General features: G+C 42.4%; 21 protein-coding genes and 1 riboswitch. Of the genes, 18 read left to right on the top strand and 3 right to left on the bottom strand.

Annotated features, from left to right (window positions below; genetic code table 11):
- Positions 1-18: 18 nt before the first annotated feature.
- Genes moaC through ACFSUO_RS04810 form a run of 3 tightly spaced genes read left to right on the top strand, consistent with a single transcriptional unit; the run spans position 19 to position 2,583 of the window.
- A complete protein-coding gene (gene moaC / locus ACFSUO_RS04820; RefSeq protein WP_382391619.1) occupies positions 19-513 on the top strand; it encodes a cyclic pyranopterin monophosphate synthase MoaC in 495 nt (164 codons plus the stop codon).
- Positions 514-515: 2 nt separating this feature from the next.
- Positions 516-1,148: a redox-sensing transcriptional repressor Rex gene (locus tag ACFSUO_RS04815; RefSeq protein WP_382391617.1), complete on the top strand. Its 633-nt coding sequence runs from the start codon at positions 516-518 to the stop codon at positions 1,146-1,148.
- Between the two features lie 22 nt (positions 1,149-1,170).
- Positions 1,171-2,583: an MDR family MFS transporter gene (locus tag ACFSUO_RS04810; RefSeq protein ID WP_382391615.1), complete on the top strand. Its 1,413-nt coding sequence runs from the start codon at positions 1,171-1,173 to the stop codon at positions 2,581-2,583.
- Between the two features lie 2 nt (positions 2,584-2,585).
- Here the strand turns inward: ACFSUO_RS04810 and ACFSUO_RS04805 are convergent, their stop codons facing one another.
- Both ACFSUO_RS04805 and ACFSUO_RS04800 read right to left on the bottom strand, forming a co-directional pair.
- Positions 2,586-2,792: a DUF4305 domain-containing protein gene (locus tag ACFSUO_RS04805; protein ID WP_382391613.1), complete on the bottom strand. Its 207-nt coding sequence runs from the start codon at positions 2,790-2,792 to the stop codon at positions 2,586-2,588.
- 79 nt (positions 2,793-2,871) lie between these two features.
- Positions 2,872-3,579, bottom strand: coding sequence for a CPBP family intramembrane glutamic endopeptidase (locus ACFSUO_RS04800; RefSeq protein ID WP_382391611.1), 708 nt, complete (start codon positions 3,577-3,579; stop codon positions 2,872-2,874).
- A 279-nt stretch (positions 3,580-3,858) separates the two neighbouring features.
- Here ACFSUO_RS04800 and groES point away from each other — a divergent pair, with 279 nt between their 5' ends.
- From groES to ACFSUO_RS04740, 12 genes are all read left to right on the top strand, one after another.
- Positions 3,859-4,143: a co-chaperone GroES gene (gene groES, locus ACFSUO_RS04795; RefSeq protein ID WP_382391609.1), complete on the top strand. Its 285-nt coding sequence runs from the start codon at positions 3,859-3,861 to the stop codon at positions 4,141-4,143.
- A 51-nt stretch (positions 4,144-4,194) separates the two neighbouring features.
- Complete coding sequence (gene groL, locus ACFSUO_RS04790; RefSeq protein ID WP_382391607.1) at positions 4,195-5,829, top strand: chaperonin GroEL; 1,635 nt, start codon at positions 4,195-4,197, stop codon at positions 5,827-5,829.
- Positions 5,830-6,390: 561 nt separating this feature from the next.
- Positions 6,391-7,281: a glycine betaine ABC transporter substrate-binding protein gene (locus ACFSUO_RS04785; protein ID WP_382391605.1), complete on the top strand. Its 891-nt coding sequence runs from the start codon at positions 6,391-6,393 to the stop codon at positions 7,279-7,281.
- 441 nt (positions 7,282-7,722) lie between these two features.
- Positions 7,723-8,298, top strand: a complete 576-nt coding sequence (locus tag ACFSUO_RS04780; protein ID WP_382391603.1) for a class I SAM-dependent methyltransferase — start codon at positions 7,723-7,725, stop codon at positions 8,296-8,298.
- 2 nt (positions 8,299-8,300) lie between these two features.
- Complete coding sequence (locus ACFSUO_RS04775) at positions 8,301-8,684, top strand: DUF302 domain-containing protein (protein ID WP_382391601.1); 384 nt, start codon at positions 8,301-8,303, stop codon at positions 8,682-8,684.
- A 39-nt stretch (positions 8,685-8,723) separates the two neighbouring features.
- On the top strand, positions 8,724-9,374 hold the full coding sequence (locus tag ACFSUO_RS04770) for a DsbA family oxidoreductase (RefSeq protein ID WP_382391599.1): 651 nt from the start codon (positions 8,724-8,726) through the stop codon (positions 9,372-9,374).
- Between the two features lie 266 nt (positions 9,375-9,640).
- Positions 9,641-11,059, top strand: coding sequence for a peptide MFS transporter (locus tag ACFSUO_RS04765; protein WP_382391597.1), 1,419 nt, complete (start codon positions 9,641-9,643; stop codon positions 11,057-11,059).
- 505 nt (positions 11,060-11,564) lie between these two features.
- Complete coding sequence (locus tag ACFSUO_RS04760; protein WP_382391595.1) at positions 11,565-13,196, top strand: ABC transporter substrate-binding protein; 1,632 nt, start codon at positions 11,565-11,567, stop codon at positions 13,194-13,196.
- Between the two features lie 246 nt (positions 13,197-13,442).
- Complete coding sequence (locus tag ACFSUO_RS04755; RefSeq protein WP_382391593.1) at positions 13,443-14,387, top strand: ABC transporter permease; 945 nt, start codon at positions 13,443-13,445, stop codon at positions 14,385-14,387.
- Between the two features lie 37 nt (positions 14,388-14,424).
- Positions 14,425-15,282 carry an ABC transporter permease gene (locus ACFSUO_RS04750; RefSeq protein ID WP_382391591.1) on the top strand — a complete coding sequence of 286 codons (858 nt, stop codon included), beginning with the start codon at positions 14,425-14,427 and terminating at the stop codon, positions 15,280-15,282.
- 27 nt (positions 15,283-15,309) lie between these two features.
- Positions 15,310-16,329: an ABC transporter ATP-binding protein gene (locus ACFSUO_RS04745; protein ID WP_382391589.1), complete on the top strand. Its 1,020-nt coding sequence runs from the start codon at positions 15,310-15,312 to the stop codon at positions 16,327-16,329.
- Complete coding sequence (locus ACFSUO_RS04740) at positions 16,329-17,354, top strand: ABC transporter ATP-binding protein (protein ID WP_382391587.1); 1,026 nt, start codon at positions 16,329-16,331, stop codon at positions 17,352-17,354. The genes ACFSUO_RS04745 and ACFSUO_RS04740 overlap by 1 nt, the downstream gene beginning before the upstream one ends.
- Before the next feature lie 42 nt (positions 17,355-17,396).
- On the opposite strand, the gene ACFSUO_RS04735 is transcribed toward ACFSUO_RS04740, so the two are convergent.
- Positions 17,397-17,837 (bottom strand): hypothetical protein, encoded by a 441-nt coding sequence (locus ACFSUO_RS04735; RefSeq protein ID WP_382391585.1) that lies wholly within the window; start codon positions 17,835-17,837, stop codon positions 17,397-17,399.
- Between the two features lie 173 nt (positions 17,838-18,010).
- Positions 18,011-18,117: riboswitch (SAM riboswitch) on the top strand.
- 209 nt (positions 18,118-18,326) lie between these two features.
- Between ACFSUO_RS04735 and ACFSUO_RS04730 the strand changes: the two genes are divergently transcribed.
- The 3 genes from ACFSUO_RS04730 to ACFSUO_RS04720 are packed head-to-tail and all read left to right on the top strand — an operon-like array spanning position 18,327 to position 21,989.
- A complete protein-coding gene (locus ACFSUO_RS04730) occupies positions 18,327-18,995 on the top strand; it encodes a carboxymuconolactone decarboxylase family protein (RefSeq protein WP_382391655.1) in 669 nt (222 codons plus the stop codon).
- A gap of 48 nt (positions 18,996-19,043) precedes the next feature.
- Positions 19,044-20,417, top strand: a complete 1,374-nt coding sequence (locus ACFSUO_RS04725) for an LLM class flavin-dependent oxidoreductase (RefSeq protein ID WP_382391583.1) — start codon at positions 19,044-19,046, stop codon at positions 20,415-20,417.
- 60 nt (positions 20,418-20,477) lie between these two features.
- Complete coding sequence (locus tag ACFSUO_RS04720) at positions 20,478-21,989, top strand: sodium:solute symporter family protein (RefSeq protein WP_382391581.1); 1,512 nt, start codon at positions 20,478-20,480, stop codon at positions 21,987-21,989.
- The last annotated feature ends 58 nt before the right edge of the window (positions 21,990-22,047 follow it).

Genomic DNA, 22,047 nt, shown 5'->3' with positions numbered 1-22,047 from the left:
AAAAATGGAGTGGAGTATATGTCTGATTTCACGCACTTTAATGAGCAGGGAAGGGCAAGGATGGTGGATATTAGTGATAAAAAGGAAACTGAACGCACTGCCACTGCCGTTTCCAGCATTCAATTGACAGAAGAAATATATGAAAAGATAAATGCCGGTACGATGAAAAAGGGAGATGTACTGGCGGTCGCCCAGGTTGCGGGTATTATGGCTGCAAAGAACACATCTGACTGGATACCAATGTGTCATCCATTGCAGTTGAAGGGAACCGATATTACGTTTGACTGGAACATTGCTGATGGCAGTTATGAACTAATGATTACTGCCTCGGTCAAAACGAAAGGTTCAACTGGGGTGGAAATGGAAGCATTAACAGCGGCCTCCGCAACAGCACTGACGGTATATGATATGTGTAAAGCCCTTGATAAAGGAATGGTTATAGGCCAGACATACCTGGTGACCAAAACCGGCGGCAAATCAGGGGAGTACCACCGCGATGTCAAGGAGGACTGAGAGTGGATCAAAATAAAATACCACAGGCGACTGCCAAACGGCTGCCGCTTTACTACCGGTTTTTGAACAGCCTGAATCATCAGGGGAAAAAGCGTGTATCGTCCAAAGAGCTGAGTGATGCCGTGAAAGTCGACTCGGCAACCATCCGGAGGGATTTTTCCTATTTTGGCGCACTGGGAAAAAAAGGGTATGGCTACAATGTGGAATATTTGCTCGGTTTTTTCCGGAAAACATTGGACCAGGATGAACTGACGGAAGTAGCCCTGATTGGTGTCGGGAATCTTGGTACAGCCTTTTTGCATTACAACTTTTTGAAAAACAACAATACAAAAATTGTCATGGCGTTTGACGCGGATCCGGAAAAGCCGGGGACCGATATTGACGGTATTCCGATTTACCACATTGATGACCTTGAGGAGAAAATGGGGGATGTCCGGGTAGCCATTTTAACCGTGCCATCCGGCGAAGCGCAAGGCATCACGAATCGGCTGGCAGATTATGGCATAGAGGGTATACTGAACTTCACACCCGCACGAATAACTGTACCTTCGGGGGTTCGCGTGCACCATATAGACTTGGCGATTGAACTGCAGGCGCTCGTTTATTTTTTGAAACATTATCCGTTAGATGGCTAATACGTCCTCAGGAGGAAAAATGATGCGTAAAATTGATCCGAAATGGCTTGTCGTCATGTCCGTTTTATTCGGTACGTTTACCGTTATATTAAACAACAGCATGCTGAATCCAACATTGCCGACATTCATGGATTTGTTTGAGGCTGATGCTGTGCAGGTGAGCTGGCTTTTGACCATTTTCATGGTGTCGATGGGGATGACGATGCCGCTGACAGGATACTTGGGTGACCGGTTTGGCAAGAAGCGCATATACATAATCGGCTTGGTTATTTTTACGGCTGGGTCAGTGATGGGGGCTTTGTCCGTTAGTTTGCCGATGATTATTATGTCACGGTTCGTCCAAGGAACTGCCGGCGGTTTGATGATGCCGATAGCGATGGCGCTTATTTTTAATGCTTTTCCAAAAGGGGAACGAGGAACGGCTGTCGGTATATACGGTATTGCAGCGATGGTTGCACCGGCTATCGGTCCAACAGTCGGCGGGGTTGTCATTGAATACTTCGAATGGCCGTTTTTGTTTTTGTTTAATTTGCCATTTGCAATTACTGGCATCTTCTTCTGCATCCGGTACTTAAAACCAACAGAGAAAAATCCGGACTTAAAATTTGATCTGCCGGGATTCCTGCTTATCACAGCAGGAGTGGGTTCCATTCTTTATGCACTTGGACGCGGCTCCACACTGGAATTGATGCTGTCGCCAATAAGCCTCGGATGCATCGCTACCGGGGTTATTCTGATTATTATCTTTGTCCGGTATGAGCTGAAGCAGGAACAGCCTCTGCTTAATTTGTCGATATTCAAAATTCCTACTTATTCGGTCTCGATTGCGATGACAGCGACAGCGTCTATTGGTTTGTTCTCCGGTATATTTTTGCTGCCATTGCTTATCCAGGAAGTGTATGGTTTGAGCGAAGTGCAGACCGGGCTCTTGTTTTTGCCATCCGCATTAATGAGCGGCGTCTTTATGACAATGGGCGGCCGGCTGCTCGATAAAAAAGGCCCTAAATATGTTGTACCTGTTGGGCTCTTACTGCTTGGCGGATTCACACTGGCCCTTGGCTTCAACACGATGTCAACGTCATTCTGGTTCATATTAATTATGCATTGTTTACGGGGGGCAGGTCTCGGGATGTGCAACATGCCGGCAACAACAGCTGGCATGAATGCAATTCCGGATCAACAGGTGGCGCAGGGATCAGCCATGAATAACGTGATTCGGCAAATCTTTTCATCGTTTGGGATTGTTTTCTTCTCCATATATTATGAAGTGCGGCGGGCTCAGCTGTTTGCAACTGCTATGGAAACGGACCAGGCAACATTGCAGACGCTGAACGAAGCGTTTATGATTGCCGGCGTGTTTATTCTTCTAATGATACCGGTGTCGTTTGTTATGAAAGGAACAGAGGAATTAAAAAGAAGCAGTGCATCCGCTTAGCACTACTTCTTTTTCTTTTGGTTTTTTATTTTGAAGTGGATGATCAGCATCCGGATACCGACACCAACGTCTAGTGTTGCTACAAGCGCCAGTATGATCGTCGGGAAATTCCAGACGGATCCTTCTGTAATTTGTACGGCAATGCTGATAAACATTGCCCCTACAAGGAAATAGATGATTGCCATCGTTTTTGGTGTCATTTTCATCATTGTTTTTACCCCTTGCAATAGTGTGGTAACGCCATGCCGTTAATGGCAGATTTATAATGATAGTAACTGCCAGACCGCATTAAAACGGTAAGAGAGCGGTCTGCATCTGTTCCAATTGCTCCTGTATTTTTTCCGGTCCCAGTAATAGCACGAGAGCGGAAATGGAATTCAATGCCATATGAACGAGGATTGGCACAATAATGCGTTTGGTCTTCACATATAGAAAGGCAAACACAAATCCCATCGAGGCATATACGAGTGTATGCTCCGGTTCCCCATGAATGATGCTGAAAATAAGGGCAGACAGTGCCGCGGCAATGAAAAAGTTCATCCGCTTGTACAGTTCCCCAAAGATAATCTTCCGGAAAATAATTTCTTCCAGAACCGGTGCTATGACTGAGGTGATGACAATGAAAATGGGTGCTGAACGAGTAATATCCATGATCTTCTGGGTGTTCTCAGAAGTTGGGTTTATACCTAAAAGACCTGTTTCAATAGACGATGCGATTAAATTAGATATATAAGCCATAACCAGGCCTGCTACTGCCCATAGAATAACCTGTCCGAGTGTGGCTTGATTATTGCCCCGAAATACATTTTGCTGCATATCCGGCCGCATCAGCCATAATACAACAACAAGTCCGGCTATGAAACTGAACACCGACCAGTAAACAGATGCATCATACAATCCTAGTGGTGTCAGCACATATAAAAGTGGTGCAAACACATAACCGGAAAATTGCATGATAATGTACGTTATAATCACATACCAATACCTTCGCGCCAAGATAGAACGACTCCTTCATACGTTTGTTTCTATAGTCTATGCAACAGAAGAAACGTTTCAGCATAAAAACTTCATAAATATTTTATCATACTTTGTTCATACCTTATAATGGAACGGTCAACGATGATAATCATTAGAAAGACTGCAAAACGACTGTTAAAATTTAAAGGGACAAAGCTTGCATTTTTTAAATGAATTATATATTATAATAATTGGAATTAGCACTCACCATACAAGAGTGCTAATAAAAATTGAAAAGGAATTAAGGAGGTTGTCGGCATGATTAAACCACTAGGGGATCGAGTAGTGATCGAGCTTGTTGAACAGGAAGAAACAACCAAGAGCGGTATTGTCCTTCCTGATTCTGCCCAGGAAAAACCGCAGGAAGGCAATGTAGTAGCGGTAGGTTCCGGCCGCCCGGCAGACAACGGTGAAAAAATGGCACTGGAAGTGAAAGAAGGGGATCGCATCATTTTCTCTAAATTTGCCGGAACAGAAGTGAACTACGACGGCAAAGAATACTTAATTCTACGTGAAAGCGACATTCTGGCTGTAGTTGGCTAACCACGGAGTGTCAGCAAATAACATATAACAAATTGAGGAGGTCGATTAATAATGGCAAAAGAACTTAAATTCAGTGAAGATGCTCGTCGTGCGATGCTGCGCGGTGTTGATACACTGGCAGATGCTGTGAAAGTAACATTGGGACCTAAAGGCCGCAATGTGGTACTGGATAAAAAATTCGGCTCACCATTGATCACAAATGATGGTGTTACGATTGCAAAAGAAATTGAACTGGAAGACCACTTTGAGAACATGGGTGCACAGCTCGTATCCGAAGTGGCATCCAAAACAAATGATATTGCCGGTGACGGTACGACAACGGCTACTGTCCTTGCACAGGCCATGATTCGTGAAGGGCTAAAAAACGTAGCATCTGGCGCGAACCCGGTAGGCATCCGCCGCGGAATTGAACAAGCGGTAGAAGTTGCTGTTAATGAATTGAAAGGCATTTCCAATCCAATTGAAGGCAAAGACTCCATTTCCCAAGTTGCCGCCATCTCTTCCGATGACGATGAAGTCGGCAACCTGATTGCTGAAGCGATGGAACGCGTTGGCAATGATGGGGTCATCACCATTGAAGAGTCCAAAGGCTTCAATACCGAGCTGGAAGTTGTGGAAGGTATGCAGTTTGACCGCGGCTATGCTTCCCCTTACATGGTATCGGACCAGGATAAAATGGAAGCAGAGCTTGAGAATCCATACGTTCTTATAACAGACAAGAAAATCGGCAATATCCAGGAAGTCCTGCCTGTTCTTGAACAGGTTGTACAGCAAGGCAAGCCTATCTTGATTATTGCTGAAGACGTGGAAGGTGAAGCACTTGCTACACTTGTTGTGAATAAACTGCGCGGCACATTTAACGCAGTAGCAGTCAAAGCACCAGGCTTCGGTGATCGCCGTAAAGCAATGCTAGAAGACATTGCAACATTAACTGGCGCTGAAGTAATCACGGAAGATCTTGGACTCGATCTGAAGAATGCTACAATCGATCAGCTCGGCCGTGCCAATAAAATTGTTGTCACTAAAGACAACACAACAATTGTTGAAGGTGCAGGTGACCCAGAAGCTATTTCCCAGCGTGTTGCCCAAGTTCGTGCACAAGCAGAAGAAACAACTTCCGACTTTGATAAAGAGAAACTGCAGGAGCGTCTTGCAAAAATGGCAGGTGGCGTAGCAGTTATCAAAGTTGGTGCAGCTACAGAGACAGAATTGAAAGAACGCAAACTGCGCATTGAAGACGCGTTAAACTCCACACGTGCAGCCGTGGAAGAAGGTATTGTATCCGGTGGTGGAACAGCATTTATCAATGCACTCAGCAAGATTGATGAATTGCCACTTACAGATGATGAGGCAACAGGTGCTAACATTGTCCTTCGCGCACTTGAAGAGCCAATTCGCCAAATCGCGCACAACGCCGGCCTTGAAGGATCCATCGTTGTTGAGCGCCTCAAAGGAGAAGAAGTTGGCATTGGATTCAACGCAGCTAATGGCGAATGGGTAAACATGGTTGACGCCGGTATCGTTGACCCTACGAAAGTTACCCGTTCCGCACTGCAAAACGCAGCATCCGTCGCTGCTATGTTCCTGACCACTGAGGCTGTTGTTGCCGACCATCCTGAAGAAAGTGATGGCGGCGGTGCCGGTGGCGGCATGCCAGACATGGGCGGCATGGGTGGAATGATGTGATAAGGGTATGAAAACCTTGTTATATCAACGTTCATAACCGTTCTACCTAATTTTAGTGTTCGAAAAAGTGACCGATATTAGTTGTTGAGATTTTGAGAGGTTTCCATTAAGTTACTAAACTTTTTGGAAACCTCTTTGTTGTATATTATTTTTTAGAGCGAAACTTGAAAAGGGCGTTTTCGTATAAGTTACTAACTTTTGCGGAAGCGTCCTTTTAACGTTGTTTGGTTACATGCGCTATTCAAAAAATACTTTAACTTAAGTAGCTGAACTTCAAAAGAAGGACCAAGAAGGATGACTTTCATAGCTAGACTGTCAGCCTTTTAGCGGTGGGACAAGTAATAGGCTGTACAAAACTTCAAGATATTCTAAGAAAAAAAGAACAATTGGAAGGACGAATCTACTGAATGTAATACTTGTCAAACTATCTTCATTCACTTGGTTTGTTTTAAATTATTGGTTATTTTATGATAATAATGTTGAAACAAAATACATGGAGGGTCTATTTAAAACATTATGTGGAAAAAGTTTAGCTTAATAAGCGTTATTTTTGCATTATTGATGACTGCATTGACAGCGTGCGGCGATAACGAAAACAGTTCGGCCAACGACGAAAATGCCAATAAAGACCAGCAAAAGCTTGGTAAGAAACAAGTGACATTGGCAACAGATACATATGTTTCCAATATCGGAGCAACATATGTGGTAAAACAATTGCTTGAAGAAGTCGGATATAGCGTGACGGTTAACGAAACAGATGTCGGCATTGAATATGCCGGGCTTGCAGACGGTTCTTCCGATGCCTCTGTTGGAGCATGGCTGCCGACCACACATAAAAGTTATTGGGAAGAATATAAGGATAAGCTTGACAAGATGAGTATGGTTACGGAAAAAGTGGAACTCGCTCTGACCGTACCATCTTATATGGAAGATATTAATTCGATAGAAGACTTAGTTAATAATAAAAACAATATTGGTGAAAAATTGGAATGGGATATTACTGGGATTAGTCCTGGCGCAGGTATGATGGAAATGACAAAGGAAAAAGTGATTCCGTCTTATGGTTTGGATAAAGATTGGCAGCTTCAATCCAGTTCAGGCCCTGCAATGGCAGCTGAACTAAAGGCAGCCATCGATAAGAAAGAACCTATCGTTGTCACACTCTGGACACCGCACTGGACATTCAATGAATTCGATTTAAAGATGCTGGAGGACCCAAAGAATCAATACGGTGATCCGGATAACGTTTATGCCGTTTCCCGAAAAGGATTTAAAGAAGATTCACCACTAGCCTATCAGATAATCGATCAATTTAGCTGGACGAAAAAACAAAACCAGGATGTCATGTTCAGTATTCAGTCTGGTATGTCGAACGAAGAAGCAGCGAAGAAATTCCTGGAAAACAATCCGGACTTCAAAGAACAAATGTTGGAAAGTGCGAAGAGTGAATAGCAAGCAGTATTAGTCAATAACCATGCAGATATGCTAATAAACTATAATAAAGAGAGCACGATGGACAATAGGTGTTTTTTAAATAGCTGTTCTGATTACGATATGCTCCCCTTTTAGTAGACAGATGGAACAATAAAAATCTGTTTGTTTGAGGGGGAGTGTTTTTCATGTTGACGGTCAGGGGGAAGATTAAAGGACGTTTCGAAGGCGTCGTAACCTTATTTGTCTGAATTAACTTTAGTTTGAGTTCGGGATAAGCTTCAATCAGCCAAACCAGGAGCGTAAACGCCTTTCCATCGGGAGGGCGTTTTTTTGAATTGGATAGTCAATTTTTGCCCATGCCATCAAACAATGATACAATACCTATATGGGTATATTTCGAGGGTAATTGACATATGTCAGGGGAATATATAAAGTAAAGAAACCAAAGAGGTGGTATGGATGGAAAATAAACGTTTTGATCCAAAAAACGCGGATAAACTTATGAGTCAGGAACGAAAGGATCAATTACAGCCGGACAAAGTCATTGAACATTTACATGTAAGCACGGATGATGTTGTTGCAGATTTAGGTGCGGGACCTGGATTGTTCACTATCCCTATAGCAAAACAAACAAAACATGATGTCTATGCCGTCGATATTGAGCCTGAGATGCTTGAAAGACTGCAGACTCATGCGGAAAAGGAAAATATAGAAAACATTGAACCTATTGTTAGTGACCTTGAGGATATTAAGCTTCCTGATGATTCGGTAACCCGAGTATTCAATTCATTCGTCATTCATGAAGTGTCAGATTTAAACAAATCGATTCAAGAAATAAAACGCATACTAAAACCAGAGGGACAACTGTTATTGATTGATTGGGAAGCAGTTGAATCCGAATCTGGACCACCATTGGAAATAAGAATTCCTTCACAGAAGATGGCTGATGTATTAAAAGAAAATGGTTTTGACACGGAATTATTTCATTTGAACCCCAACCATTATGCCATTAAAGCAAGCAAAGGAGAGCATTAATCATGTTTCATTATACAGTTGAAACAGACAAATCAATGAAAGAAGCAATGGAATCACTCGAGACTAATCTGAAGGACGATAAGTTTGGCGTTTTGTGGCAGTTTGATATTAAAGATACATTGCAGAAAAAAGGGTTTGAGTTTGACCAGCCATTTAACGTGTTGGAAGTATGCAATCCAAAAGAAGCTCAGCGGGTATTATCTCAGAATAAGCTCGTGGGCTATTTTCTGCCTTGTAAAATTGTGATTTATGAAGATGAAGGAACAACGAAGATCGGATTGCCAAGGCCAAGCTCTCTCATTCAAATGATTGAGGATGACTCTTTAAAAGAATTTGCTTTAGATATTGAAAACAGACTGATTGCTTGTATTGATAAAACCAAGTAGTGTTTTGGATAATTTAAGTGTTCTTAGGAGGATGTAGCAATGCCAGTTAAGATAAACGTTTATTCAGATTATGTCTGCCCTTTCTGTTTTATTGCGGAGGCTCCGCTGGAAGAGGCAATCAAAGGGAAGGATGTTGAGGTGGAGTGGATGCCTTTTGAATTACGTCCTTATCCAGCTGAAACGTTAAAGCCAGAGGGAGATTATCTTCAATCAACATGGGAAAATTCTGTGTACCCAATGGCTGAACATTTTGGTGTGAAAATTGTTTTACCGCGGGTTTCACCTCAGCCATATACGCATTTGGCATTTGAAGGCTATCAGTATGCGAAAGAACTAGGAAAAGGAAATGTGTATAACCAACGTGTGCTTACTGCTTTTTTTCAGGAAGAACAAGATATTGGGGATATAGATGTACTCACGAAATTAGCTGGAGAGCTGGGACTTGATCAGCAGGAATATCGCGAGGCGCTCGAAACAAGAAAATATAAAGACAGCCATCAAAAGGCATTAGAGCACGCTTATCAGGAAGCAAGTATTCAGGCTGTACCAACCTTTATCATCGGGGAAACGGAGGTAAAGGGGATGCGTTCGAAAGCAGACTTGGAAGAAATCATTGACAATGAACTGTCCAAACAGAAAAAAGAATTCAATTTTGAAGGTATGGTATGCGGACCTGATGGGTGTTCTTAAAGGGGGAAGACGCTTCCGTTAAGATTTTTGACCCCTGCGGCGGCGTCTTTTATGATTTATTATCCGTTACTGGCCGTTAGTGTTTTAGCGCTAGCGGTCTATTTAATTTTATATGGTGTTTTCTTCAAGCGATATCGAAATTAACAAATATAGCAATCATTTTAAAATATAAACATTTCACTTTAATACACACATTCAGTCAACCTTATATTATAATGGATACCGTGCCAAAAAACATCATATTTCGACATCTGGAGGGGAACATCTTGGAAACAACAATAGACAAAGTGCCAAAACGGAACAAAAGAAAACATCCACCTGGCTTATTTCTGTTGTTTATCACAGAAATGTGGGAACGTTACAGTTACTTTGGCATGAGAGGTATTCTTGTTCTTTATTTGACAGAACAATTAGTCAGTGGCGGTCTTGGCATGGACAAAGCCTCTGCATTACAATTATATGGTATGTATACTGGTCTTGTTTATTTGACTCCAATGATTGGCGGCTGGCTGACCGACCGGTTTATGGGCTTAAGAACTGCTATAACCATTGGTGGTATAACGATGGCATGTGGTGACTTTGCATTATTTGCTGTTCAGCAAAAGTGGGGCCTTTATTTAGGACTGCTCCTGCTAATCGTTGGTAACGGGTTCTTTAAGCCAAACATTTCAACATTGCTTGGCGAACTATACAGCAAGAATGATCCGCGAAAAGACTCTGCCTTTACTATATTCTATATGGGCGTTAATCTTGGCGCATTCTTTTCACCGCTGATAGCAGGACTGATTTATGGACAATGGTTCCATACGACGCAAAATGGTATTGAACATTTTGGTTATAATTATGCTTTCTTGGCATCTTCTATTGGGATGATTATTGGTCAAATATTGTTTATGACACTATCCAACAGGTATCTTGGTGACGTCGGCAAAAAGCCATCACGGAATAAAGCCACCCCATCGAATGCCGACAAAGCAAAGCCTTTAACAAAGCATGAGAAGCACAGAACATCCGTTATCTTTATTTTGGCTGCATTTGTTATTTTGTTCTGGGTTGGTTTTGAACAGGCGGGTGCGTCTTTCACACTTTACACAAGGGATTTCATTGATCGGACAATCTTTGGCTGGGAGGTACCGGTTTCCTGGTTTCAATCGTTAAATCCATTGTTTATTTTACTGTTGGCACCAGTGATATCAGCAATCTGGGTGAAACTGTCCAAAACGAAACGCGGCGACTTTTCCGTACCGACAAAAATGTCATTCGGGCTCATTTTGCTTGGACTTGGCTTTATGATTATGATTCCAGCAGTATTAATGACTGGAAGTGATGAAGGCAATATTACGGTTAAGGCCCATATGTTATTCATGATATTTACTTACTTAATGCATACACTTGGTGAATTATGTTTGTCCCCTATTGGAATGTCGATGGTAACAAAAATGTCACCGCTGAAATTTGCGTCCATGCTTATGGGTGTCTGGTTCCTGAGTAATGCGACAGCCAACTATTTAGCTGGTCACGTGGCCTCATTAACAACAGCTTTTGGGTATCTCGAGATCTTTGCTTATCTCGGTATTGCGGCCATTGTAATCGGTCTGATTTTATTAGCATTAACAAAACCTATTCAAAAACTCATGCACTTGGATGAGCTGGATGGCATTGACGATGCGAAAGGTGTCAATTAAATTAAATAAAAATGTTTACGCGATGGAGCCATAGTGTTCCATCCTTTTATTTATCCGGGCGCGAAACTGGTAGAATAGCTATACTGTCAAACCAAAAAATAACCACCCTGAAGCCTAGCAGCAATTAGGGGGATTATTTTAATGAAAACCCAATTTGTTAACTGCCCCTTTGATGGGCTGTTGTATATGGCCGTTAGTGTACCAGCACTAACGGCTAGTTTTATGTGGTAATTCTTATTTTTATTATACCTAGGTGAAATGAAAATAGGTAGCGTTATGTAATGAAAAGGGTATGTAAATCCCACGAACTCCAAATTATTAGCTTTATGCATGCCTTAATTATCTTTAAAGATGCCAGGCGTATATTAGTGCAATGTTTATGTTGGGCTAAATAATACCTTAAAACCTAGTTTGATTGTAGGAATACTTGACATTATCTTAATTTATCTATATTCTCCAAGTAGCATTGCGTGTTTTTTACAAAAAAATGGGGGGGACAGTTCCGATGAAACTTGGGCAACTGAGGAATAAAAAAGTCCAGAGAATTAAATTTTTGACGATAGTTAGTCTGTTTTTAGCAGCGTTTTTGGTAGGCTGCAGCAGCAATAGCTCAACAACAGATGGAACACAGGATAATGAAGAAACTGCTGGGGAGCCAGTCAAGGGAGGAACGCTTGATGTTGCGTTTGCAGCTGATCCACAGACAATCGACTGGATGTACACGGGAGCTACGGCCACGCGTGATATTGGATGGCATATATTTGAAACCTTGTTTGCCTTGGATAAGGATTATAAACCAAGGCCAATGATTGCCAAGGATTATGAGGTGAGCGATGATCGGAAGGTTTACACAATCCAGATTCGTGAAGGCCTGACATTTCATGATGGTTCAGACGTCACAGCTGAAGATGCAGTGGCTTCCATCGAGCGTTGGAGGAAAGTATCATCAGTGGGAACAATTGCAAGTGAGTACATCGAACATGTTAAAGCGAAAAATGACTATACCGTAGAAATTAAATTGAAAGAAGTTTATAACGCCCTTCTTAATGATATGGCTGCACCAAAGTCGGCTCTCATGATTATTCCAGCAGAAATTGCTGAATCAGCGGGTGAACAACCGCTTAAATCAGAACAGCTGATTGGGACGGGTCCCTACAAATTTGAAAAATGGGACAGAGGCAATAAAATCGTTTTATCAAAATTTGAGGAATATAATGCTCGCGAAGAGACAGACTGGGGCGGGCTAACAGGAAAAAAAACAGCATACTTTGATGACATTAACTTTAATATTGTCAAAGACCCGCAAGTGATGATTAATGGCATCAAGACAGACCTTTATGACTATGCACAGTCAATACCACCGGATTTGTATGAAGTCGTGGAAAACAGTCCGAATATTGACCCGGTGACATATATAAACGGTTATTCTACGATTACGCCTGATAAAACGGAAGCGCCATTTGATGATTTAAAAGTGCGTCAGGCATTAAATCACGCACTGGATAAGAAAACGATTGCAGAAGCAACGTATGGGAATGAACAGTTTTACAGTTTTGATGGTGCACTTTTTGCTCCTGAACAAGCAGAGCTATATTCTGATCAAGGAACGGATAACTATTTAGTTCACGATAAGGAAAAAGCAAAAGAGCTTCTGGCAGAGTCAGACTATAATGGTGAGCCCATAACGATTATGTATTCCAACAATCATGAAGACTACGAGAAAATTTCCGAAGTTACTAAACAGCAATTGGAGGAAGTCGGTTTTACTGTGGAACTTGATCCATATGAATGGGCAACCTATCTTGAAAGATGGTCCGATCCGGCAAACTGGGATTTGGTTGTTGTAGGCTGGTCAACCCGCTTTTCACCTAATGAACTGGGCATGCTTTCCATGAATACATCAAGCAGTGGATGGTACAAAAGTGAACAATGGGGAGAACTATTGGACCGCTGGAGTATTGCAGAAAGCAGTGAAGAAAAACAAGATATTTTGGGCGAGATGAACAAAACTGTCTGGCAAGAACTTCCATTTATTAAAGTTAGTAACGAATCGACGCTAGATATTAAGAGTACTAACATAAAAGACTATAACAGCTGGATTGGTCAGCGATTTTGGAATACATGGAAAAGTGACTAATAGAGCCGGGTTCATGGAGTCTCGTCAGGAACTTTCCTGAAGAGCTTCTATTTTCTCGAAGTATCATTTTTATCCTGCCTTAACAGGCAGTAAGCCCCCCACTTCAAGGTTTTAAGGAAAACGAAAAAAGATAAGTGGGGGATCAACTGCCTGTAAAGGTCCGATTCGTTCAACTAACATTCAGTGGGGGTAGAAGAGAAACCCCCACTGAATGATGTTTCACTTTATCAGCGAGGAGGGGAAAGGTTGCTGCAATATACGATACGCAGGCTGCTATCGGCTATACCTGTTATGTTCATTGTTAGTATTATCGTATTTATGATTGTCCATCTGACACCTGGAAACCCGGCTTTTCTCATTTTAGGTGAGGACAGTTCACAGGAAAGCATTGAGCAGCTAGAGAAACAGCTAGGTCTTGATAAGCCAATGGTTATACAGTTTTTTGACTGGATTGGAAATATATTGACCGGAGATCTTGGGCAATCGGTTTATTCATCTGAACCAGTTACACAGATCATCATGGGCCATTTTGGACCAACGTTTAGTTTAATGTTGCTATCATTAACCCTGATTTTACTTATCGCCATCCCAACAGCCATTTTTGTCGTCTGGAAGCGACATACAGCGTTAGATCCACTGTTTATTTCCGTTTCGCTTCTCGGGGTGTCCATTCCTGAGTTCTGGTTTGCTATGCTGCTTGTTTTAGGTTTTGGGGTAGCGATTCCTATTTTCCCGGTTGCAGGGTATATTCCAATCATGGAGGATGCGGCAGGTTGGTTTTATCATCTGCTTCTCCCCGCCTTTGTCCTGGCGGCCGTTGAAATTGGTCTAATTGCCCGCATGCTACGTGATGGGATGCTCGAAGCAGTCAATCAGGATTACATACGGACTGCCCGTTCCAAAGGTGTAAGGGAAAGTATTGTCCTTTTAAAGCACGTGTTTTCCAACGCCCTTATACCAACGACAACAGTCATCGGTACAACGGTAGCTGGTTTATTGGGGGGCACTGTCATCATTGAAACGATATTCACGATTCCCGGAATCGGACAACTGCTAATTGATTCGATTCATCGTCGGGATTATCCGGTTATCCAGGGCGTCGTGTTATTTATTGCTGGTATTTATGTTTTGGTGAATTTACTGGTCGATCTTCTATATGCATTTCTAGATCCACGAATTCGCTACGACTAGTCAGGATGCTTAATCAATTTAAAAAAGGAGCTTTCATATGCTAAGGAAAAAACGAAATCTGCTGGCATTGACAGTTCTGTTCCTGATAACAGCAGCAACGCTCACGGCTTCACTGTGGCTTCCGGTATCACCATCCGATATCGATACAGAAAAGCAGTTGCTCGGACCATCAGCGGAGCACTGGTTCGGTACGGATAATTTTGGAAGGGATATCTTCGCAAGGACGGTAGTAGCCGCACGAGTATCTTTGCTTGTCGGGGCAGTGACGGCTTTGCTGTCGACTGTATTGGGAACTGTAACAGGGTTGATTGCAGGTTATTATAAAAAAGCAGACTTTATTATTATGCGTATTATTGACGGTATGCTGGCATTTCCGGCACTGCTACTTGCGCTGGCACTCGTTGCTGCACTTGGAGGAAGTGTCGTGAATATTATCATTGCACTCACATTTGCATTCTGGCCTGTCATGACTAGGATTGTCCGTTCAGCTGTTTTACAGATCAATAATGTTCAGTATATTGAGGCAGCCAAAACAACAGGAGAAAGGGATCCGGTTATTTTATCTCGTTATATGCTGCCGAATGTGCTGTCACCCATTATTGTGCAGGGAACATTTATATTTGCAAAGGCCATCTTGGCAGAGGCAGCACTCAGCTTTTTAGGGGTAGGCGTTGATCCGTCAACACCTACATGGGGAAATATGCTTCAGGAGTCACAAGTATATATTACAATTGCACCCTGGTTTTCTATTTTCCCTGGTATCGCCATTGTCCTGACTGTATTGCCCTTGAACATTTTGGGTGATGGCTTGCGCGATGCATTCGACCCACACAGTAAAAGTCGGAAGAAAACAGGAAAAGCACTGTTCAGGGATAAAAAGCAGAAGCATGCGTGATTTATTAAGGTTAAGGGGGAAATACCAATGCTTGAGGTGAAAAATCTAAAAGTGAATCTAGATACTTCCGGCGGCATTGTTAAGGCAGTTGATGGTGTATCTTTTACAGTGGAGGCAGGGCAAACTGTAGGAATTGTAGGTGAGTCCGGGAGTGGCAAGAGTGTTCTTGCCCAATCTGTGATGCAGCTTAATCCGGAGCCACCTGTTTATTATCCGCAAGGTGACATTCAATTTGAAGGCAGGAGTTTGCTCAACATGAATAAGCGGGAAATCCGTAAGATTCGGGGAAAAGATATTGCGATGATTTTTCAGGATCCAATGTCAAGTTTAAATCCGGTATTTAAAATTGGTGCTCAGTTAATTGAGGCCATTCGGACGCATCAGGACTCCCTCCGAAAAGATGCTGAAAAAAAGGCAATTGAGCTGTTGTCAGACGTTGGGATTCCCGATCCAGAGCGCCGTATGCATGAGTACCCACATCAATTTTCAGGGGGGATGAGACAGCGTGTCCTGATTGCCATTGCGCTAGCCTGCAAACCGAAATTGCTTATTGCTGATGAGCCGACAACCGCTTTGGATGTCACGATTCAGGCACAAATATTGAGTTTAATGAAGCATATCCAAAACAAGTATGGAATGGCTATTATCATTATCACGCATGACTTAGGTGTTGTTGCCAATCTGGCGGATAAGTTGCTGGTTATGTACTCAGGTAGAATCGTCGAAGAAGGAAGTGTGAATGATATATTTTATCGGACGTCAATGCCGTATACATGGTCCCTTTTACGCTCCTTACCACGACTTGACTCACAAGCAAATGGACGTCTCTTAAGCATTCAGGGACAGCCACCAAATCTAATCAGTCCACCTGAAGGATGCAACTTCCATCCGCGCTGTCCGTTTGCTTCATCGAAATGCCTGGAAGCTGATCCTGTATTAACGGAACGTGGAGAGGAGCATTATGCGGCTTGTATCCTATCCAAAGCTGACATTGATGAAAAGAAGCAGCAGATTGATGTTGCCGAGCAGAAAGGAGTGACACCATAATGTCTGATGAATTACTAAATATACGTGATTTAAACGTTCATTTCCCTGTGAATAGAGGCCTGTTTAAAAAAAGTGACGATTACGTCAAGGCGGTTAATGGTGTCAGTTTATCCGTTAATAAAGGTGAAACCATTGGTATTGTCGGAGAATCTGGCTGCGGTAAAAGTACACTAGCCAGAACGATTGTCGGTCTTGAGAAGCCGACATCGGGCGATATCTTATTTGAAGGCGAAAGTATTACCAGTTATAACGCGAAACAAATGCATCAGCTCCGACGTGATATTCAAATGGTTTTCCAGGACCCATTCACAAGTCTTAACCCACGGATGAAAGTCGGCGATATTATTGCAGCACCATTAAGGGCTTATAATAAGACCAATCATTTAGAACGACGTGTGAAGGAATTGATGGAACTTGTTGGCCTTAATCCAGATGACCACTATAACCGGCTTCCGCATGAATTTTCCGGTGGTCAAAGACAGCGAATCGGAATTGCACGTGCCATTGCATTAGAGCCGAAATTGATTATTTGTGATGAGCCAGTGAGTGCACTGGACGTGTCCGTTCAGGCACAGGTTATTAATTTACTAGAGGATTTGCAGAAAGAGTTAAATATCACATATGTATTCATTGCACATGACTTGTCGTTAATAAAACATATCGCGGATAAGGTAGGGGTCATGTATTTAGGGGAAATGATGGAGATGTCTGATAGTGATTCGTTTTATAGAAACGCACGTCATCCTTACACCAATGCACTGTTGTCAGCAATTCCTTTGCCGGACCCTGACAGAGAAAAAAATCGTGAGCAAATTGTACTAAATGGAGAATTACCATCTCCTGCAAATCCGCCCTCGGGCTGCGTTTTTCATACCAGATGCCCGCTTGCACGGGATTATTGCAAAGAAAATACCCCTCTGATGGAAACGAAGGGGAGCAATGACCATTATGTATCTTGCTTTTTCCCTATTGAATCGGATACCCTGGATGAATTCGGCAAGAGCGTCGGAAAACAACCGGATTGAATGGCATTATTCCTCAAATTATAACGTTGAACATGCATACAATTAGATTAGTTCAACCTTAAGTTCCTTGCTTAGGTGATCGCTGTTTTCAGTGGATGTTTCATCAATCGACCAATTGCTGGACAGCATCTGCCTGAGCATGTTTAATTGTTCGTCGTTCATTGTCAGACCTGTCAGGCCTTTATCCGTAAGAGTATAATCTTTCTCTTGGATCATATTGAACTTAAGTTTTAATAGGTTCTGCAAGCCTTTAAAGGTAACAAATTTTATCTTATAGCCATCCATAATAATCGATTTAAATGCTTCTTCATCCTGCTCACTAAGTTTAATAAGCTCGCTGAAGTCAAATTGGGTGCTTAAATCCTTCCATGGGCTGATATCTTTTCTGTTAATTTGAGTGAGCAATTCGTCATCGGAAATACCATTGCTGCGCAGTGTTTCAATCATATACGCTTCCATCAGTGAAATCTTGTTTTGTTCCATAAAAAACCCTCCGTATTTTGATACTTTATTATAACAAATTGTATCGTATTCGGATAACATAGAGCATAATAGCCATATGATTTAACCATTTTCTGAAAAACAAACAATTTATGCTTGACAGTTAATTCAGTGTACGATATGATGCTAAGAAATCTTAAAATTTAATAAAATGATTCTTATCCAGAGTCGGGGGAGGAACTGGTCCTATAATCCCGCAGCAACCATTACTTGATAGTAATAAGGTGCTAATTCCAGCAAGCATTCGCTTGAAAGATGAGAAAGTGTGTAATGAAAAAAACCTCTTCCTCATCGGGAGAGGTTTTTTTCGTTCTAAATGAATTGGTAGGAACCGATTATTTGATAAAGATCGGCCAAAAACCAAGTAAATATATAGGGTAAATATGTTTAATCACGGGAGGTGAATAAAAGAGCAATGCCCTACTTTAATGACTGACCTACTAATTCATTACAAAAAAATTTATAGGAGAGATTACATTGACAAAAACGGACAGCTTATATAAAAAATCGTATTTTGGCCGGATTACTGAATTAAAGGAATATGCACCGGAGGCATTTCAATCCTTTTTTGCATTTAATGACAAGGCATTGACCGAGGGGGGTTTGTCGGTAAAAACGAAGGAATTGATTGCCGTTGCAGTGGCACACATTACTGGATGTCCGTACTGTATTGATTTACATGTGGGGAATGCGAAGAAAAATGATGCTGACAAAGAGGAAGTAGCGGAGGCTATTTTCGTGGCAACGGCATTGAAGGCAGGTTCGGCAGCCGCCCACGGTGTGAACGCCCTGAATGCATTTGATGGGGAAAGAGATGAGGAGCTATATAAAGCATCCTATTTCAAAAGGTTGAAGGAATTTGATCAACTCAATGGCGATACATTCAAGGCATTCGCTGCTTTTGATCAGAAGTCCATCACTGCAGGTAAGCTGACTGAAAAAGAAAAAGAATTAATTGCGGTGGCATCAGCACATACCACAGGCTGTGCTTATTGCATCGATTTGCATACGAAAAATGCCAAAAAATCGGGAGCAAGTTTAAAGGAAATATCTGAAGCTATTTTTGTGGCAGTGGCTTTAAAAGCGGGATCAGCCATTGCACATAGTGTGAATGCTTTAAATGCTTACGATGAGGCATAAGTCACCGGGAAGCACCAATTAAAAACAATAGAAAAGGAGTACTGATCAATGACAAAACAAATTCACTTAAATGGATTTATCCAAAATTCACCTTCCCCCCACTCAATGGGATTATGGAAACATGAAAAGGATCAGGGGGTAAATCATAACCACTTGTCATATTGGACAGAAACAGCAAAAATTTTGGAACGCGGGAAATTTGATGCAATGTTTATCGCTGATGTACTTGGAACGTACAGTGTATATGGAAATAGCCATGAAGCAGCTGCTCAGCATGCTGTCCAACTCCCAGCTCATGACCCGCTAAGTCCGATTTCTGCTATGGCTGCTGTAACGGAACATCTAGGCTTTGCGCCAACGATTTCTGCTACCTATGCACAGCCATATGCACTGGCACGACAATTATCAACGCTCGATCATTTAACGGAGGGAAGAGTCGCTTGGAATGTGGTGACATCTTACTTGGAAAGCGAAGCAGTCAATCTCGGACTTTCCGGCCGTCTTCCCAAGGAACTCCGCTATGATCGTGCAGATGAGTTTCTGGAAGTCGTCTATAAACTTTGGGAACATAGCTGGAAAGATGATGCTGTTGTTTATGATAGAGAAACTGATACATTTGCACACCCTGAAAAGGTTCGGCTGATTAAGCATGAAGGTGAATTCTTCAATGTACCGGGTCCGCATTTGGTCGAACCTTCGCCCCAGCGTACACCGGTTCTGTTCCAAGCAGGAGCTTCACCAAAAGGGCGAAATTTTGCAGCCAAACATGCTGAAGCTGTTTTTACCAAAAATCATTCACTGGATGCATTAAAGGCCTATGTTGCAGACATCCGAAAACGAACACAGGAACAGGGAAGATACCCGGAGGATGTTCTCATTTTTCCGATGATCCTGCCGATTATCGGGTCGACGGAAGAAGAAGCGTATACGAAATATGAAGATTTGACTAATCATGTCAGCTATGAAGGAACAGCTTCTCTGCTGTCCGGACATACGGGAATTGATTTTTCTCAATACGATCCAGATCAGTATATTGAAAATATCGAAACAGAAGCGGTTCAGGGAAATCTGGATATGTATACGAAAGATCCGAATAAGAAATGGACATTGCGGGAGGCCATCAAAAATCATGGGCTTGGGAATGGTACCGTGAAGTTTATTGGGACGCCTGAACAGATTGCAGATCGAATCGAGGAATGGGCTATTGAAAGCGATGTCGATGGTTTCAATATCGCACAGACCTACTCGCCGGAGACGTTTCGGGAGTTTGTGGATTTTGTTGTGCCTGAACTACAGAAACGCGGCATTTACCGGACGGAATATGAAGGAAAGACACTAAGGGAGAATATGTTTGGAAAAGGGCGAACCCATCTGCCTCGCAATCATCCAGCGAGAAATCTGGGCAGCTTGCAGTCGAATTAAAGAGGGGAGTGCCCCCTCTTTTACTGATAAATGAAATTGCACACGTGGAGGAGGTCAGAATTGAGTACAATTACGTTGTATACATGGATTGGGTTTGCCATATTTTTAGTTGTCATGTTCGTCCTTGGTTTTGTAAGTGCCAGAAAAACGAGAAGTGTCAGCGACTTTGCAACTGGTGGGGGAGGATTGGGACCGTACGTACTTGGTCTATCTTTTGCCGCAACTTATTTAAGTGCTGCTACTTTTCTTGGGTATCCAGGCTGGACCCATGATTGGGGATTGTCCACCCTTTGGCTGTTTCTGGCAATGATTGGCGGTGGGCCGATAGGGGTGATGATGGTCGCCAAAAAGGTGAGGAAACTGAATACGAAGCAAAAGTCACTCTCCCTTCCGGACTGGCTCGGTGATTTTTATAATAGTGATATTTTAAGAGTGGGAACAGGGCTGATTCTACTTTTCAACATTTTTTATATAGCCGGTCAGTTTGTGGCAGGTGCGCGGATTTTTGAACATCTTCTAGGAATGTCCTACACAAGTGGGTTGATATTCATTACAGCTATTGTTGTTCTTTATGTGTTTGTAGGTGGTGCCTTTGCCGATATCTACACAGATGCCGTCCAGGCAGTCATGATGGCGATTGCTGGTCTTGCTATATTTATTTCCGGTATTGTAATTTTCTGGGATGGGGGCATTACGGCAACATTTACCAGCATTGCGGGTAGTCTCAGTGCTCAGGATTGGAATTTAGTGAAGGTATTTAATCCTAGTTCGGCTCATTTTTATTCTGTAGGTGCGGTATCCGGTGCCATCATTATTCAGTGGGCCTTTGCCTCCGCGCCGCATTTGTTCAACAAAGTGCTTGGTCTGAAAAGTGAAAAGGATCTTGGAAAAATGATTGCTACCTATGTTATAACGGCTGCTTTCTGCTTACTTGTTCTTTTTGGGGGATTATATAGCAGAGTGGCACTTGGCGGTAATGTGGTGGAAGCTGACCTGGCATTAATGGAATATGCAGTTTGGGCTTTCCCCGCGATTATTGTAGCGGTTTTCGGCGTGGTGATTCTTGCTGCGGCTATGTCGACAACAGATGGAATATTCGTTTCCATTTCTACCGTATTTGCCAATGATATTTTCCTGAAATTCCTCGTCAAAAGGGGAATTATCAACATCAGTGATGAAAAGGCACAGAAAATTGCCCTGCAAATCAGCCGTCTGGCAGTTCCTTTGGTGGGCTTGGCTGCATTTTTAATTGTACTACAGCCCCCTGTTTATATGGGCGATGTCATGTGGATTGGGATTTCCGGTGTAGCTGCGGGAACGATGGGACCCATTTTATATGCTATCTATAGTAAGAAAAAAGCACCTGCTAGAGCGGCAGAACTGTCGATGATTGTCGGTTTGCTTTCCTATCTCATCATCTACTTTAGTGGCATTGTTCCAAGTACGATGTCGGCGGGAGCGCTGGCTACCTTTATTGGTATTGCAACGATAGTGATTCTGGCACGAGTACTGAAAAAAACTCATGTAACGGAAAGTAGAAAAGTAGAAAACATTCGTACACAGGCAAATTAGGGAAAGGATGATTTGGATGTTTGTTAATTCAATGCTTTCTATATGGCTGTATGGCGTT

It is taken from the genome of Lentibacillus juripiscarius (assembly GCF_042685205.1).
Lineage (GTDB): Bacteria > Bacillota > Bacilli > Bacillales > Amphibacillaceae > Lentibacillus > Lentibacillus juripiscarius.
This window is presented reverse-complemented; position numbering and strand designations above follow the sequence as displayed.

Excerpts from the sequence above, each read along its gene's own strand:
- ACFSUO_RS04805 (WP_382391613.1), bottom strand. The coding sequence starts at position 2,792 with ATGATGAAAATGACACCAAAAACGATGGCAATCATCTATTTCCTTGTA.
- groL (WP_382391607.1), top strand. The coding sequence starts at position 4,195 with ATGGCAAAAGAACTTAAATTCAGTGAAGATGCTCGTCGTGCGATGCTG.
- groES (WP_382391609.1), top strand. The coding sequence starts at position 3,859 with ATGATTAAACCACTAGGGGATCGAGTAGTGATCGAGCTTGTTGAACAG.
- ACFSUO_RS04760 (WP_382391595.1), top strand. The coding sequence starts at position 11,565 with ATGAAACTTGGGCAACTGAGGAATAAAAAAGTCCAGAGAATTAAATTT.
- ACFSUO_RS04735 (WP_382391585.1), bottom strand. The coding sequence starts at position 17,837 with ATGGAACAAAACAAGATTTCACTGATGGAAGCGTATATGATTGAAACA.
- ACFSUO_RS04780 (WP_382391603.1), top strand. The coding sequence starts at position 7,723 with ATGGAAAATAAACGTTTTGATCCAAAAAACGCGGATAAACTTATGAGT.
- moaC (WP_382391619.1), top strand. The coding sequence starts at position 19 with ATGTCTGATTTCACGCACTTTAATGAGCAGGGAAGGGCAAGGATGGTG.
- ACFSUO_RS04810 (WP_382391615.1), top strand. The coding sequence starts at position 1,171 with ATGCGTAAAATTGATCCGAAATGGCTTGTCGTCATGTCCGTTTTATTC.
- ACFSUO_RS04740 (WP_382391587.1), top strand. The coding sequence starts at position 16,329 with ATGTCTGATGAATTACTAAATATACGTGATTTAAACGTTCATTTCCCT.
- ACFSUO_RS04770 (WP_382391599.1), top strand. The coding sequence starts at position 8,724 with ATGCCAGTTAAGATAAACGTTTATTCAGATTATGTCTGCCCTTTCTGT.
- ACFSUO_RS04775 (WP_382391601.1), top strand. The coding sequence starts at position 8,301 with ATGTTTCATTATACAGTTGAAACAGACAAATCAATGAAAGAAGCAATG.
- ACFSUO_RS04745 (WP_382391589.1), top strand. The coding sequence starts at position 15,310 with ATGCTTGAGGTGAAAAATCTAAAAGTGAATCTAGATACTTCCGGCGGC.
- ACFSUO_RS04785 (WP_382391605.1), top strand. The coding sequence starts at position 6,391 with ATGACTGCATTGACAGCGTGCGGCGATAACGAAAACAGTTCGGCCAAC.
- ACFSUO_RS04725 (WP_382391583.1), top strand. The coding sequence starts at position 19,044 with ATGACAAAACAAATTCACTTAAATGGATTTATCCAAAATTCACCTTCC.
- ACFSUO_RS04750 (WP_382391591.1), top strand. The coding sequence starts at position 14,425 with ATGCTAAGGAAAAAACGAAATCTGCTGGCATTGACAGTTCTGTTCCTG.